The organism is Paenibacillus tritici (assembly GCF_013204885.1).
Lineage (GTDB): Bacteria > Bacillota > Bacilli > Paenibacillales > Paenibacillaceae > Paenibacillus_AQ > Paenibacillus_AQ tritici.
The window spans coordinates 220063-235329 of the sequence record NZ_JABMKX010000002.1; the positions used below are offsets into that span (position 1 = coordinate 220063).

Annotated in this window: 12 protein-coding genes; all 12 read right to left on the minus strand. The window is 54.6% G+C overall.

Annotation, left to right across the window (positions count from 1 at the left end; all coding sequences use genetic code 11):
• Positions 1 to 9: 9 nt before the first annotated feature.
• Positions 10 to 1293: a UDP-N-acetylglucosamine 1-carboxyvinyltransferase gene (murA, locus tag HQN87_RS04105; protein ID WP_173128205.1), complete on the minus strand. Its 1284-nt coding sequence runs from the start codon at positions 1291 to 1293 to the stop codon at positions 10 to 12.
• Positions 1294 to 1478: 185 nt separating this feature from the next.
• The gene (gene murG / locus HQN87_RS04110) at positions 1479 to 2594 is read right to left on the minus strand and encodes an undecaprenyldiphospho-muramoylpentapeptide beta-N-acetylglucosaminyltransferase (protein WP_173128208.1); all 1116 of its coding nucleotides are present in this window, start codon (positions 2592 to 2594) and stop codon (positions 1479 to 1481) included.
• Between the two features lie 5 nt (positions 2595 to 2599).
• On the minus strand, positions 2600 to 3697 hold the full coding sequence (gene spoVE / locus HQN87_RS04115) for a stage V sporulation protein E (protein ID WP_173128211.1): 1098 nt from the start codon (positions 3695 to 3697) through the stop codon (positions 2600 to 2602).
• 49 nt (positions 3698 to 3746) lie between these two features.
• Positions 3747 to 5168 carry a UDP-N-acetylmuramoyl-L-alanine--D-glutamate ligase gene (murD, locus tag HQN87_RS04120; protein WP_173128214.1) on the minus strand — a complete coding sequence of 474 codons (1422 nt, stop codon included), beginning with the start codon at positions 5166 to 5168 and terminating at the stop codon, positions 3747 to 3749.
• A gap of 3 nt (positions 5169 to 5171) precedes the next feature.
• Positions 5172 to 6137: a phospho-N-acetylmuramoyl-pentapeptide-transferase gene (gene mraY, locus HQN87_RS04125; protein WP_173128217.1), complete on the minus strand. Its 966-nt coding sequence runs from the start codon at positions 6135 to 6137 to the stop codon at positions 5172 to 5174.
• Between the two features lie 16 nt (positions 6138 to 6153).
• Positions 6154 to 7563 (minus strand): UDP-N-acetylmuramoyl-tripeptide--D-alanyl-D-alanine ligase, encoded by a 1410-nt coding sequence (locus HQN87_RS04130; protein WP_343222054.1) that lies wholly within the window; start codon positions 7561 to 7563, stop codon positions 6154 to 6156.
• Positions 7563 to 9050 (minus strand): UDP-N-acetylmuramoyl-L-alanyl-D-glutamate--2,6-diaminopimelate ligase, encoded by a 1488-nt coding sequence (locus tag HQN87_RS04135; RefSeq protein ID WP_173128222.1) that lies wholly within the window; start codon positions 9048 to 9050, stop codon positions 7563 to 7565. The genes HQN87_RS04130 and HQN87_RS04135 overlap by 1 nt, the downstream gene beginning before the upstream one ends.
• Before the next feature lie 27 nt (positions 9051 to 9077).
• Positions 9078 to 11006, minus strand: a complete 1929-nt coding sequence (locus HQN87_RS04140; protein ID WP_173128225.1) for a stage V sporulation protein D — start codon at positions 11004 to 11006, stop codon at positions 9078 to 9080.
• A gap of 93 nt (positions 11007 to 11099) precedes the next feature.
• Positions 11100 to 13331: a penicillin-binding transpeptidase domain-containing protein gene (locus HQN87_RS04145; RefSeq protein ID WP_173128228.1), complete on the minus strand. Its 2232-nt coding sequence runs from the start codon at positions 13329 to 13331 to the stop codon at positions 11100 to 11102.
• A 47-nt stretch (positions 13332 to 13378) separates the two neighbouring features.
• The gene (locus tag HQN87_RS04150; protein WP_173128231.1) at positions 13379 to 13774 is read right to left on the minus strand and encodes a hypothetical protein; all 396 of its coding nucleotides are present in this window, start codon (positions 13772 to 13774) and stop codon (positions 13379 to 13381) included.
• 23 nt (positions 13775 to 13797) lie between these two features.
• Positions 13798 to 14751, minus strand: a complete 954-nt coding sequence (rsmH, locus tag HQN87_RS04155) for a 16S rRNA (cytosine(1402)-N(4))-methyltransferase RsmH (protein ID WP_173128233.1) — start codon at positions 14749 to 14751, stop codon at positions 13798 to 13800.
• A gap of 40 nt (positions 14752 to 14791) precedes the next feature.
• The gene (gene mraZ, locus HQN87_RS04160) at positions 14792 to 15229 is read right to left on the minus strand and encodes a division/cell wall cluster transcriptional repressor MraZ (protein ID WP_173128235.1); all 438 of its coding nucleotides are present in this window, start codon (positions 15227 to 15229) and stop codon (positions 14792 to 14794) included.
• Positions 15230 to 15267: the final 38 nt, after the last annotated feature.

Below are 15267 nucleotides of genomic sequence, written 5' to 3' on the forward strand. Positions count from 1 at the left end.
CAGGGAGCTTTAATTGGCCAAATCCATCGGACCCGGCACAGGCACTTTGCGGCTGATGCGTGCTCCCAGCTTTTGAAACAATATCTCAATGCCGTCATATCCCCGGTCAATATGATGCGCCTGCTCAACAATGGTCGTTCCCTGAGCGGCAAGCCCGGCAATCACTAAGGCTGCTCCTGCGCGCAGGTCAGTGGCTTCAACCGTTGCTCCATACAATCTCTGCACCCCGCGAATGAACGCCCGGTTCAGATCTATGGAAATATCGGCTCCCATGCGGGCCATCTCCTCCACGTGCTTGAAGCGCCCTTCAAATACAGTTTCCTTGATCACACTGAATCCGTCTGCCAGGGACAATAGAACCATTACCTGAGATTGCAGATCCGTAGGAAATGACGGATAAGGGGAAGTTACAATTCTATCTACCGCACGGGGTCGTCCCATACAGCTGATATTAATTATATCATTGCAGACTGTAATTTGAACACCGGCACGCCTCAGGATATGGATCAGGGAGGTCAAATGTCCTGCATTGGTATGGGTCAGCGTCACATTGCCCCGAGTGGCCGCTGCTGCGATCATCACGGTTCCGGCAACAATTCGGTCAGGGATTACCTCATAGCTGCACGCATAGAGCTTCCGGACACCCTGGATGGTGATCGTATCCGTTCCCGCGCCGATGATCTGCGCACCCATCGCATTGAGGAAGTTCTGCAGATCCTGGATTTCCGGCTCTCTGGCTGCTCCAGAGATGGTGGTGGTTCCCTCAGCCGTGGCAGCAGCCATCATGATATTCTCCGTAGCCCCTACGCTGGGGTAATCCAGATGAATATCGCAGCCCTTCAGCCTGGCAGCCCGGCAGCATATTCTGCCGCCCGTCTCTTCAATCTCTGCCCCAAGTTGCTTCAGCCCCTGGAGGTGGAGGTCAATCTTGCGTTCCCCGATGGCGCAGCCTCCCGGCTGATAGATGGTCACCTCACCGAATCTGGACAGAAGCGGTCCCATCAGAAAAATGGAGGATCTCATCTGCCGCATCAAATCCTCCGGAACATGAGAGGTCAGGAGAAATGACGTATCAATTGTTACCGTTTCCTCTTCATGCACCGTCCTGCAGCCCAGCCGCTGCAGAATATCCAGCATCGTTTCGATGTCAAGCAGCTTAGGCACATTATGCAGTGAGTGAACTCCTTCGGCCAGCAGGCTAGCTGCCAGAATCGGCAGAGCTGCATTTTTTGCTCCATGGATACGAATGGTGCCTGACAGGGGATTTCCACCCTCAATCACCAATTTGTCCAATGTATCACCTCCGAGATTACCGCTCACCCACCATAAGCACTTCCTGCACTTCTGTCTTTCAGGATGGGCCTCCGAAGAACTCTGCTCCCTATCCCTGACTCCAAGAGGTGCTCTGGGTGATTGTCACGATTATAAGATCATCCTATGTCAGGAGCCCCGTGTGTGTGACAATGAAAGCCCGGATTCTAACGCTTCCGTCCTGCAGCCAGCCTGCGTAGCTCGGCGACCACCAGTGAGGCGGAATCTCTTTTGCCCAGGCGCCTTGAGGCTTCAGACATACTGCTGCGTACGGTATCCGCCTGGACGATCTTCTGCACCGCTGTGAACATCGCCTCGCCGCTCAGATCCTTCTCAAGCAGCACGACTGCTGCACCTTCACGTTCCAGCGCTCTGGCGTTCGCTTCCTGATGGTTGTTCGTAACATTGGGAGACGGAATGAGTACAGAGGGTATGCCAAGCGCGGTAATCTCTGCAAGAAAAGAAGCGCCTGCCCGGTTCACAATAAGCGAGGTGCAAGCCAGTACCTCAGGCATATTGTGGACATACGGGAGGACATGCAGCCAGTTCGGCAAACTGCCAAGCGTCTCGCGCACCGCCTTGCGTGTATCCTCGAAATAAGCTTCTCCGGTAACATATACATAATGAACACCATTACCCTTACCCACAAACGGAGCCATCTCAATCATGGCACGGTTAATCGCCTTGGCTCCCCCGCTTCCTCCGACTACCAGCACAACCGTGCTTCCTTCAGGTATGCCCAGCGAAGCGAAACCGCGCTGCGGGTTAGCCGTCATGACCGTGGTGGCCCGTGGATTGCCCGTATAGATTACATTTTTGGCGCCGGGAAAAGCCGGCTCTGTGCCTTCAAAGCTGACGGCGACCGTATCGGCATACCGGCTGAGAAAACGGTTGGTCAGTCCCGGGATCGCGTTCTGTTCATGAATGAGCGTCGGGATACCGAGCCGGGATGCAGCATACACCACAGGTCCGCAGACATACCCTCCGGTACCGACAACAACATCAGGCTTGAACTCGCGCAGCATGGCTTTGGAGGCCTTGACCCCCTTCAGGAACCGCATCACCGTCTTCACATTGTCCATCGACAGCTTGCGGCGGAAGCCTGTAATATCAATCGCCTGGAAAGGCAGATTCTCCTGGGGAACCAGCTTGCTCTCCAGACCTCGTTTGCCTCCGATATACAGGAAGACGGAATCCGCATCTTCGGATTCCAGTTGTCTGGCAACGGCTACGGCAGGATAGATATGTCCTCCCGTGCCGCCGCCGCTAAGTACAATACGCATGTCTTTCACCTCGCATAACGGGATAAATTAAGCAGAATACCTAGAGCTGTGAGCATCAGGGTCAGCGATGAGCCCCCGTAGCTGATCAGTGGAAGCGTAATGCCGGTTACCGGAATGAGGCCGATAACCACGCCGATGTTGATGACCACCTGAACCGCCACCATACATACGATGCCTACGGCAAGATAGCTGCCGAAGCGGTCCGGCAGACTCATGGCCACCTTCATTCCGCGCCAGATCAGCAGCAGGAACAGCAGCAGGACGGCCAGCCCCCCGATAAACCCCAGCTCCTCGGCCAATATAGAGAAAATAAAATCAGTCTGCGGCTCCGGTACATAGCTGTACTTTTGCCGGCTCATCCCGAACCCCAGTCCGCCCAGCCCGCCGGGACCCACCGCATACAGCGACTGGATAATCTGATAGCCGGCCCCGAGCGGGTCGGACCAGGGGTCCAGGAAGGCGGTGATCCGCTGCAGACGGTAAGGCGCAGCCGCGATGAGCCCGGCGAAGCCGGCCAGCCCCAGCGCACCAAGGGCAAGCAGATGCTTCATCCGCGCTCCGGCTGTAAAGACCATCATCAGGGCCGCTCCGAACATGACCGTGCCTGTGCCGAGATCCGGCTGCAGCATAATCAGCGCAAAGGCAGAACCAATCAGCGCCAGCGGCGGAAGCAGCCCGCGCGTGAAGCTGGAGATGTCATACTCATCCGTTCCTAGCCATTTGGCCAGGAAGAGAATCATCCCCATCTTCATGAATTCAGAGGGCTGAATACCGAAGGAGCTGATGCCAATCCAGCTGCGCGCGCCCCCGCGAACGACCCCGATGCCGGGAACCAGCACCAGCAGCAGCAGAATGAAGCAGACGATCAGCGCAGGCCGGGCAAACCTCTTCAGCACCGGATAAGCCGTATTCGCAGTAATGAACATCGCGATCAGGCCGAGGCCTGCGAACAACATCTGTCTTTTGACAAAATAAAACGAATCGCCATAATTGCGGAAGCCCAGAACGGACCCGGCACTGTATACCATTACCATACCGATAGCCAGTAAAGCCAGTATCGGAAGCAGCAGCCAGATATCGGGCGCATGACGGGATTTGTTCATCAGGAGCACACCTCTTGCATCCGTAGTAGGGGCTTATCCACCCCCCTACTTAAAGGTTATGCACCGCCTCTTTAAAAATACGCCCGCGCTCCTCATAGGAAGCAAACATATCCCAGCTGGCACATGCGGGGGAGAGCAGAACGATGTCTCCGGCTTCCGCAAGCGCGGAAGCCTCCCGCACAGCCTCCTGCAGCACGGCGGCGGCGCTCTCCCCATTATCGACGGAGATCACTGTCTTTACTCCTGCCAGCTGCGCAACAGAGGCCAGCTTGTCCCGGGTCTGTCCAAGCGCGACCAGCGCCTTGACATTCCCGCCGAGGACAGGCAGCAGCTCCATGTAATCGGAGCCGCGGTCCAGGCCGCCTGCAATAAGAATAACCGGCTTCCGGAAAGAGGCCAGCGCCATAGAGGTAGCTTTGGAATTGGTCGCCTTGGAATTGTTATAATAGGCCGCCCCTGCCTTGTCTGTTACATATTCCAGTCTGTGTTCCACCCCGCGGAAGGAAGCCAGCACCGCGCCGAGTCCCGCCGGGTCTGCCCCTGCGGCAATGGCAATGCCGCAGGCAGCCAGCGCATTCTCCACGTTGAAGCGGCCGGGAAGCCCGATAGAGTCGACAGAGGCTATTTCGGTCTCCTTCTCCGTGTTATCCCGGTAGATGATGACACGCTTCTGCTCATCTTCAGTATCCGGCACGAAGGAAGGGCGGACAAATATGCCCTGCACCAGCTCCTCGGTCATGGAGAAGGGCAGGATTCCCGCCTTGAGATAAGGAACCAGCTCGCGGCAGACCGGATCATCCCAGTTCAGCACAGCGGTGTCACCCGGGCCCTGATTGGCGAACAGCTTGGATTTGGAAGCGACATAATCCTCCATCCCCCCGTGATAGTCCAGGTGGGTCTCGGCAACATTCAGCAGGGCAGCGACCTTGGGCCGGAAGGCTTCCGTACCCTTCAGCTGGAAGCTGCTGAGCTCGACCACCATCCAGTTGTCTGCGTCAGCCTCCTGTGCGGCCTGACAGAGCGGCGTGCCTATATTTCCGGCTATGATGGGTCTTAAGGCTGCCGCCTCCAGCATACGGCCTACCCAGGTCGTTGTAGTGGTCTTGCCGTTGGAGCCGGTAATGCCGATGATAGGGGCGGCACAGAGATGATAAGCCACCTCCACCTCGGTTACAATCTCGATGCCAAGCTCAAGCGCCTGCTGCACAGGAGCTACCGAATAGGGAATTCCCGGGTTTTTGACGACCAGGGCCACCCCCTCATGGATCAGACTCTCCGGATGTCCGCCACATATAACAGAAATTCCCAAAGTTTCCAGTTCGGAAGCTTCGGGACTTTGATCTCTTTCCTTTTTATCGTTGACCGTCACAACAGCGCCGTGTTCATGCAGCACCTTGGCCACCTGGACGCCGCTTTTGGCGAGCCCCAGGACGACCACTTCTTGATCACGGTACAGATCCGGATGTTTCATTCGTTACAACCCCTTGATGAGATATAGTCCAGCAACGGCCAGCACGAGGCTTACCGCCCAGAAGGAGACGACCACACGCCACTCCGACCAGCCGCCGAGTTCAAAGTGATGATGAATCGGGCTCATTCTGAATACCCGTTTGCCCCGGGTCTTAAACGAAGCGACCTGAATAATCACGGACAGCATTTCAACTACGAATACCCCCCCGATGACCACAAAGAGCAGCTCGGTCTTGGTAACAATGGCAATCGCGCCAATCGCGCCCCCAATCCCGAAGGAGCCGAAATCCCCCATGAACACCTTGGCGGGATGGGCATTGAAGACGAGGAAGCCAAGGACCGCGCCAATCATCGCAGCGGCGCAGACACCGGCCGCAATAGAGGTGGCCTGCATGGCAACCACAGCAAAGGCGGCGAGCGCAATCGCGCTTACGCCTGACAGCAGCCCATCCACTCCGTCCGTGAAGTTAACGGCATTCGTAACCGCCATCATCATCAGAACAATGAACGGATAGTAGAACCAGGGGCCCCAGTCCAAGCTGAAGGATGTTCCCGGAACGCTGATATTGGTGTTATGACCCGCCGAAATCAGCAGGACGCAGAGGATAACTCCTACCAGCAGCTGACCCAGCAGCTTTTGGCGTGCGGTAAGCCCGAGGGAGCGTTTGAAGACAATTTTGATATAATCATCCAGAAATCCGATGAGTCCATAACCCAGCGTAGCAACCAGCAGTACATAGAAATCAGAATTGATGACCGAGAATTTCAGAAAAGACAGCGTGAACGCGACCATGATGATCACTCCGCCCATCGTAGGGGTTCCCGCCTTTTTCAAATGAGTCTGTGGCCCGTCGTCACGAACCTGCTGCCCCAGCTTGAGCCGGCGCAGCAGCGGTATGATCAGCGGAGCGGCAATGACCGCAAGGATAAAGGACACAGCAATAGTCAGCAGAAGCAATTGATAATCCATGGGTACACCCCTCCTTTTAGTTAAAATTAGCTTCAGAATGATCCTTCAAGCGGTGAAGCACTTCCTCCAGGCGCATCCCTCTGGATGCTTTGAACAATACTACATCCTTCTCGCTGCACTTCGCATTCAAGGCAGTGATCAAGGCTTCTTTATCTGTAAAAGCAAAGAGATGTCCGGCCTCGAATCGCTCCGAAGCCGCCGCAGCAATATGCGCCGCCAGCGGACCAAAGGTAAACACATCATCCGTCAGCTTAGGATCAAGGTAACTGCCGATCTGCCGGTGGAACATAATTTCCTCCGGCCCAAGTTCCAGCATGTCCCCCAGCACCGCGATTCTGCTGCCGCTGCATTTCATGGACTGCAGCACATCTATGGCGGCCCTCATTGAAGTGGGACTGGCATTGTAGGCATCATTCAGCAGAACGAGCCCGCTCTCCGTCTCGATGACTTCAATCCGCATGCCGGTTAGCTTGAGGCCGCTTAATCCGGCTGCTATATTCTCCTCAGTTACATCATAATGACGCGCTACCGCAAGCGCAGCGAGTGCATTAATGACATTATGTTGTCCCGGCAGGGGAAGGGTAAAGGCGCGCTGCCCATGAAGCTGCGAGGTGAAGATCATGCCTGCGCTGTGCGTCATCAGACCGGTAGGATAATCATCGTTGTCCGCCGCCTGCCCGAAGCGGAAGGTCAGCAGGCCTTCCGGCGTACGGAAATCAGGCTCTGCCAACACTTCGGCAAGCAGCGGCTCATCCCCGTTATAGATCAGCAGCCCGCCCGGCTTAAGTCCGTCCACAATCTCCAGCTTGGCCCGGGCAATCTCCTTGCGGGAGCCTAACTGCAGCAGATGGGATTCACCCACATTGGTTATCACAGCCACATCAGGCGGGGCAATCCTGGACAGGAGGGAAATCTCTCCGCGTGAGCTCATGCCCATCTCCAGCACAGCAATCTCAACATCACTGTCCATAGAGAGAATCGTAAGCGGCAGCCCGATGTGATTATTGAAATTCCCTTGTGTTTTGTGTACCTTGTACTGCACTTCAAGGAGAGCGGTAATCATATCCTTGGTTGTCGTCTTGCCGTTGCTCCCCGTTACGGCAACCACCCGGGGAGCGATATCGCCCAAATAGGCGGAGGACAGCTTCTGCAGTGCTGCCAAAGTGTCCTCTACCAGAATAACCCCGCCGCCTGCCGGAGCCGGTCCCTTATCCCGCTGCCAGAGGGCAGCGGCTGCCCCCGCTGCCAGAGAAGCGGCTGCATAATGATGGCCGTCGAAGTGGTCTCCAACCAGCGGGACAAACAGGCAGGCGGGCGAAATTTTGCGCGAATCGGTGACGACGCCCTTAATTTCTATATCCTTATCTTCTGCCGAGGACAGCTCTCCTCCGCACATTTCCGCGATATCATACAGCGTTCTTATAATCAATAGCTTCGGCCCCTTATCACTTCTTTGGCAACGATGCGGTCATCGAAATCGTGAACGACTCCGCCTATCAGCTGATAGGTCTCATGACCTTTCCCCGCAATCAATACTACATCGCCGGGGCTTGCCATTTCAATAGCTTTTGTGATGGCTTCACGCCGGTCCGGAATCATCTCGTACTGTTCCTGCGGCACCCCGTCCTCGCGCAGACCTGCCTCAATATCACTCAGAATCTGCAGAGGGTCCTCTGTCCGGGGATTATCGGAGGTAACCATAACATGGCCGCTGTACTTGGCTGCGATCTTGCCCATGAGCGGGCGCTTGGTTGTATCCCGGTCCCCGCCGCAGCCGAAGACAGTGATCACCTTGCCTGCTGCGAATTCACATACAGCCCGCAGAACATTCTCCAGACCGTCAGGTGTATGCGCGTAATCCACAATCACCGCGAAATCCTGCCCGGCATCCACGGATTCGACACGGCCGTCCACGCCGGCTACCGACTCCAGGCTGGTCTTGATCTCTTCCAGCGGCACACCCTCCAGCAGGGCAGCCGTAATCGCTGCAAGCGCATTATAGACATTGAACTTACCGACCATCCGGAGCGAAATGTCACTCTCTCCCTTAAACGTCTCCACATGGAAAAAGGTTCCTTTGGCGGTAATCGAGATTTGGGATGCCCGTACATTGGCAGAATGGTCTATACCATATGTAATGACTTCCGCTGCGGTCTGGGCGGCAAAATAGCTGCTGGCCTCATCATCTGCGTTCAGCACAGCATATTTGCGTTCTTCGTTCCACGGGGAGATCACGTTGCCGAGCCGTGAGAAGAACAGCCCCTTCACTGCACGGTATTCCTCCATCGTATGATGATAATCCAGGTGGTCCTGGGTCAGGTTGGTGAATATCGCGGTACGGTAGTCCGTCCCTTTCACCCGCCCCTGCTGAAGCGCATGGGAGGATACCTCCATTACACAGCACTGCACACCCTTAAGCGCCATCTGATTCAAGCTGCGCTGAAGCTCAAGCGATTCCTGTGTAGTCCCGGACATCGGATAACTCTGCCCGTCATAGCGCATCTGGATCGTACCGATCAGCCCGGTCTTCACTCCATGATCCTGCATAATCCGTTCTATCAGATACGTGGTGGTTGTCTTGCCGTTGGTACCGGTGATCCCGATCATCCTCATCCGGCTGCTGGGTGAGCCGAAGAAGGCATTGGACAGTACAGACATCGCATACCGGCAGTCATCCACTACGATCTGGGGCAGATCAATCTCCAGCTTCCGCTCGCAGACCAGCGCGACGGCGCCCTTGGCAGCAGCCTGTGCCGCATAATCATGTCCGTCCACGGTATGCCCGGGCAGACAGATGAACAGATCGCCCGGACCCACCTTGCGGGAATCTGCCTGCAAATCCGAAATCTCTATGTCGCCTTCCCCATATAGACGGGAAGCCGCCAGACAAGAAGAAAGTTCATTAATTTTCATACCCATCCCTCACTCTGTATAAAATCCTTAATCTTCACTTGAGGTTCCCATATAAATCCGGATCGTTGACCCCTGCTCCACTCGTGCTCCCGCCTTCGGCGCCTGATTGATCACCGTATTGCCTGAGCCGGAACGGACCAGCATGAAATTCATATTCAGATCCTCATAAATATCCTGAACGGTCGCTCCCGTAAGATCCGGGACTGTCACTATTGGAGTCTCCCCGTATTTATAGGTCCTTGGCAGCTGATCCTTGCGCTGTGGAACCTTCAGATACAGAAGAGAGTCCTCAAGAATATTCTGGACAATTGGAGCAGCTACCACACCCCCGAACTGGATTCCCTTCGGGTTGTCAACTGCGGTGTAGACCACGAGCTGCGGATCATCCGCCGGGGCAAATCCGATGAAGGATACGATATGCTCCGTAGGCGAATACCGGCCGTTGATTACCTTCTGTGCCGTCCCTGTCTTGCCGCCCACACGGTAGCCGTCAATAAATGCCGGCCGGCCTGTGCCTTTGGCAACCACGCTCTCAAGGGCAGCCCGCACTTTCTTCGAGGTCTCCTCCGAGATCACCTGCCGCACTTCCTCCGGCTCGGTCTCGGAGACAACATTGCCGGTATCCGGATTAATCCAGGCTTTGGCGACATGCGGAGTGTACAGCCTGCCGCCGTTGATGGCTGCCGATACCGCAGCGATCTGCTGGATGGGCGTGACGGATACCCCTTGACCAAAGGCGGTGGTCGCCAGCTCAACCGGGCCTACCTGGGCCGGCTTGAAGAGAATCCCGTTCGCTTCACCGTTAAGGTCAATTCCCGTCTTGCTGCCGAAGCCGAAATCACGGATGTACTTGAACAGTGTATCCTTGCCGAGACGCTGGCCCAAGGCCACAAATCCGGGGTTGCAGGAGTTCTCTACTACTTCAAGGAAGGTTTGGCTTCCGTGTCCGCCTTTTTTCCAGCAGCGCAGCTTCGCTCCGCCGACCTCAATATGGCCCGGATCGAAAAAATGCTCATTCTGCAGATCCACCTTGCCCTCCTGCAATGCCGCAGCCAGGGTAATGATCTTGAACGTGGAGCCCGGTTCATAAGTCATCCAGATCGGAAGATTACGGTTATAAACTTCGGCATCATATTCCTGGTAGGCACCCGGCTCATAGCCCGGCCGGCTCGCCATCGCCAGAATCTCGCCATTCCGGGGGTCCATGGCAATCGACCAGGCGCCCTGTGCCTGATATTTCACCATGGCCTGATCCAGCTCGCGTTCCATAATAGACTGGATCTGCTTGTCGATGGTCAGCTCCAGACTAAGTCCGTCCTGCGGCTCGGTGTACTTCTCTGAGGACCCGGGCATCAGCCGGCCTCCGGCATCGGACAGATACGAGATATTGCCCGCGCTGCCCTGCAGCAGCTTATCGTAGATGCTCTCTATCCCGGTAATCCCCTGATTGTCAATTCCAGTGAAGCCCAGAATATGGGCAGCCAGATCACCATAGGGATAATACCGTTTGTTATCCTCAGCGACAACGATGCCCGGCAGCTGCAAATTACGGATGCTCGCGGCAAGCTCCATCGTAATTTTGCGGCCTCCGGGCTGCAGTTTCACTGAGGCTTTCTTCTGGGAGAGCAGCGTAACCAGCTTCTCCTCGGTCATCCCGAGCAGCGGAGCCAGCTGCTTCGCCGTCTGTGGCTTATCCTTCACCTGTACAGGAATGGCATATATCGTCGGTGAGCTGATATTGTAAGCCAGCGCCACACCTTTCCTATCCAGAATCTCGCCGCGTTTGGCAGTGAAGGGGATATTCCGCCGCCATAAATCCTCTGCCTTATCGCTCAGCTTCTCTCCTTGGGTTAACTGAACATAGGCAAGACGCACAGCCAGCGCACCGAACAACACGGCCAGTCCCAGCAGCGTCCACAGTATTCTCCGCCGACTTTCGACTTTTGACACCTTCATTGCGTTCTCCCCGCTTTCGCTCGTATAGACATGATCTCTTATCTTCATGACTATTCGGGACAAACAGGGGTTAGAACAAGCCTGTGTTCGCGGTTACTCCGGCGTGTCTTCCGTTTCGGTGTCATCCGCTACCGCTACGGGAATATTTTCTCCATATTCATTCAGAGGGCTAAGCTTCAGTGCCACCTGCGTTTTGCCGTTATTCTTGGTCTGCGTCTGCTCCGTCACATAACCTTCTCCATCGACGGATATTCCCACCTTCAGCAGATTGAGAATCTCCAGAGCATCGCGCAGGGATTGCCCGCGCAGATCGGGAAGCGTCAGGTTCCCGCCCTGCTCGCTTAACAGATAGATCCGCTGTCCGGCTGTCAGGGGCGTGCCCTTCTCAGGGTACTGGCTGACTACATTCGCGCCTTGGCCTACCGCTTCAAAATCAAATCCCTGATTGATTAACTGCTGTCTCGCTGCCTTCACCGTTTTGCCGGTTAAGTCCGGTGCCTTGCGCTGTACAACAACCTCAGTCTTCACTGGCTTCTTGCCCGCATCGTCGGTGACTTCTCCAGCTTTGGGTACGCCCATATAAGGAAGCGCCTGGGATACGATCTCTTTGAAGATCGGACCTGCAGCGACACCTCCGCCGGCAGCATCGGCAGGCTCATCAATAATGACGAAGACCGCAATCTTCGGATCATTGACCGGTGCATATCCAAGGAAGGATGAACGTACCTTGTCCCGGTCATATCCTCCCTTACCATCCGGCTTGATAGCCGTACCGGTCTTGCCTGCCACCCGGTAACCCTCAATGAAGGCGTGTCTCCCGGTTCCGTGCTGCTGATCTGCCACTACCTGCTCCAGATAGCTGCCAGTCTCACGTGCACTTTCCTCCGAGAGTACCTGGCGCACAACCTCCGGCTGAGTGACCGTAGTCTTGCCGGTATTCGGATCGCTAACCTCCTTCACCACATGCGGCACCAGCAGCTTGCCGCCGTTCGCAATCGCCGCAATTGCCGTGAGCTGCTGAATCGGTGTAACCAGCAGCTTACCGTGGCCATAAGATAGCGTGGCATTTTCCGACACATTGTTCGGAGCGGGATTAACCAGCCCGATGATTTCTCCCGGAAGATCAATACCTGTCTTCTCTTTGAAACCAAAATCAGTGATATATTGCAGCAGCTTTTCCTTACCAAGCATTTCATAGCCAAGCTTTACAAAAGCTACGTTGCTTGAACGTTTAACTCCTTCAAGGTAAGTAATTTCGCCCCACCCTACCCGGTTAATATCAGGAATAGGCTTGCGCAGACCCTTGAGTTTGATTTGGCCGGACATGAAATAAGCATTCGGATTGAACAGCTTCTCCTGAACAGCACCCGCCAGCGTCACAATCTTGAACGTCGAACCCGGCTCAAATCTGGACATGATAGCATGGTTATAGAAGCCAGCTGCCTCCTGATTCGTATTATAATATTCATTCGGATTAAACGTCGGCATGTTCGCCAGGCCCAGAATCTCCATCGTCTTCGGATCCGCAGCGATCACACTGATCGACTTCGGTCTGTACTCCGCATATGCCTTTTTCATGGCCTCTTCAATATAGAGCTGAATCGTGCTGTCAATGGTCAGCTTGTAGTTGGTACCGTTAACCACCGGCTGAAACGTATCCTTGGAATCGGGCAGCTTGATGCCTTGGCCGTCACTCTGGTAATTCAGCTTGCCGTCCGTACCGGAGAGCTGTTTGTCCAGATACTTTTCCAGCCCCATGACCGCTGTGCCGTCTCTGTCGGTGTACCCCAGAATATGTGCAGCGAGCGTATCCTTCGGATAATAACGCTTCTGCTCCCGAACGAGTCCTACCCCCGTTTCCAGCGTATCATGCTCTTTCTTGAGCTTCTCTACAAAAGCAGTCACTTTGTCGGCCATATCCTGGCTGATCTTCCAGCCCTCATTGCGAATTTCCCGGTTCTTATAGTAGTTACCGTCTTTATCCTTGGCTTCAATCAGCTTCTTCAGCTCATCCACCGGTTTGTTCAGCAGCTCATGCAGGCCCTGGATCACCTCTTCACCGATCTTCTTCTCGGCAATGACCTTAGGGTTGACAACTACAGTGTAAGCAGGCACATCGCTGGCCAGAACACTGCCGTTCCGGTCTTGGATGACCCCGCGGACGGCCTTGATCGTAGAGGTATGCGCCCATTGCTCGGCGGCTTTCACCTGCCACTTTTCACCCTGCACAATCTGAATCCAGAATACTCTGGCGACTAAAACAAGAAAAAAGAGGGTAATACACCCTCCTATAAACAGCGTGCGAAGTTTTATTCTTTTGACCATAAGGGAACCTCACAACCTCTATTATTGCGATTGCCGTTCATCGCTGATTAGTTACCGGCTTTGTCAGTAGCCTGGCTGCTAAGTGGAACATAGATTGTAGAATCCATAGGAGGAACCACATATCCCATTTCCTTCGCTCGTTTGACAATCGTTTGTTCCAAAGTCTGCTTCTCCATCTGAAACGTGGCAATTTGCTTTTTGTTCTTGGCAATTTCGCTGTCCAGCTTCTGGGCCTGCAAGTTCAAATCGTAAATATGGACGTAACGCCAGATCAGGGCGGCAGCTACCAGAATGAAGGCTCCCAGTGTCAGCATGTACATAAGCTTCTCCTGCAGCGGAAGCACTCTCCGCGTGGTAACAACTTTCTTCTTCTCACGGTAGAGCGGGTTGGTCTCTTGTTTTCTCTTGGGTTGAACTGCTAAATTTCCGCGGGTATAAGCCATCTCTGATTCTCCTTTATCGTCATCTACAATTTCTCTGCGATACGCAGTTTGGCTGAACGGGCACGTGAGTTAAGCTCCAGCTCTTCTTCTCCCGGCACAATCGGCTTACGGTTGATTAGCTTCAGGGTACCTTTGGCACCGCACACGCAGTACGGAAGGTCAGGCGGACAAGTGCAGCGGCTCAGATAACTGCTGAAAATCTGTTTGCAGATCCGGTCCTCCAGCGAATGAAAGGTAATGACAGATACCCTTCCTTCAGGCGCCAGACAACGTACAGCAGCATGCAGCCCTTCCTCAAAAGCACCCAGCTCATCATTGACGGCAATCCGCAGTCCCTGAAAACTCCGTTTGGCCGGATGTCCTCCGGTCCTTCTGGCCGCCGCCGGAATGCCTTCCTTAATCAGCTCGGCCAGTTCTTCCGTGTTCTCCACCGGATGTTCTTCTCTGCGCTCCACAATCTTACGGGCAATCCGCCGTGAGAATTTCTCTTCGCCATACTGGAATAACACTTTGGCAATCTCCTGCTCGCTCCAGGTATTGACGATATCGGCTGCAGTCAGCTCTGCCGACTGGTCCATCCGCATATCCAGCGGAGCGTCATGATTGTAGCTGAATCCACGTTCCCCTTCATCAAACTGCGGAGAAGATACCCCCAGATCATAGAGAATCCCGTCTACCTGGGGAACTCCGTCCTTCTGCGGAACAAACGGCAGCTCCTTCAGTACCTGCTCCAGATCACGGAAGTTGGTCTTGACCATAACCACCTTGTCGCCGTATCCGGACAATTTCTCTTTAGCATTATTCAGCGCCCAGTCATCCTGATCCAGACAGATCAGCCGGCCCTCGCCGCTAAGCTTGGAGGCGATAAGCGAACTGTGCCCGGCTCCCCCGAGCGTACAGTCTACATATATGCCATCCTTCTTGATGTGCAGCCCTTCTGTCGCTTCTTCCTTAAGTACCGTGATGTGGTGAAACAAGCTGCATCCCTCCAAGGCAGTAATTCGATTTGTGTGTGTATTATAGATCAAAATTGAAATCCACCAATTTCTCGGCAATTTCGTTGAACGATTCTTCTGACTGTTCGAAGTACTGCTCCCATAGCTCCTTGTTCCAGATCTCCACCCGGTTCGAAACGCCCAGAATAACACAGTCCTTGTCCAGCTTGGCATATTGCCGCAGATTCCCCGGCAGATTCACCCTGCCTTGCTTGTCCCATACACATTCGGTCGCTCCTGAGAAAAAAAAGCGGCTGAAGGCGCGGGCATCCGATTTCATCAGTGAAAGGCTTTTGAGCTTTTGCTCCATGATTCCCCATTCTTCCATGGGATAAACAAACAGGCAGGAGTCCAGGCCGCGGGTCGCTACAAAGGAGGTTCCGAGCATTTCACGGAACTTGGCAGGGATAATGATCCGGCCTTTATCGTCAATGCTATGCTGGTATTCCCCCATAAACATGCTTTGTCCCCACCTCTGGTTCCCGATTCCCCACTTTG

What these genes read in the sequence shown, in the direction of transcription:
- HQN87_RS04145 (WP_173128228.1), bottom strand. Translation starts at nt 13,331, where the DNA reads ATGGTCAAAAGAATAAAACTTCGCACGCTGTTTATAGGAGGGTGTATT.
- HQN87_RS04140 (WP_173128225.1), bottom strand. Translation starts at nt 11,006, where the DNA reads ATGAAGGTGTCAAAAGTCGAAAGTCGGCGGAGAATACTGTGGACGCTG.
- mraY (WP_173128217.1), bottom strand. Translation starts at nt 6,137, where the DNA reads ATGGATTATCAATTGCTTCTGCTGACTATTGCTGTGTCCTTTATCCTT.
- spoVE (WP_173128211.1), bottom strand. Translation starts at nt 3,697, where the DNA reads ATGAACAAATCCCGTCATGCGCCCGATATCTGGCTGCTGCTTCCGATA.
- murD (WP_173128214.1), bottom strand. Translation starts at nt 5,168, where the DNA reads ATGAAACATCCGGATCTGTACCGTGATCAAGAAGTGGTCGTCCTGGGG.
- HQN87_RS04135 (WP_173128222.1), bottom strand. Translation starts at nt 9,050, where the DNA reads ATGAAAATTAATGAACTTTCTTCTTGTCTGGCGGCTTCCCGTCTATAT.
- mraZ (WP_173128235.1), bottom strand. Translation starts at nt 15,229, where the DNA reads ATGTTTATGGGGGAATACCAGCATAGCATTGACGATAAAGGCCGGATC.
- HQN87_RS04150 (WP_173128231.1), bottom strand. Translation starts at nt 13,774, where the DNA reads ATGGCTTATACCCGCGGAAATTTAGCAGTTCAACCCAAGAGAAAACAA.
- murG (WP_173128208.1), bottom strand. Translation starts at nt 2,594, where the DNA reads ATGCGTATTGTACTTAGCGGCGGCGGCACGGGAGGACATATCTATCCT.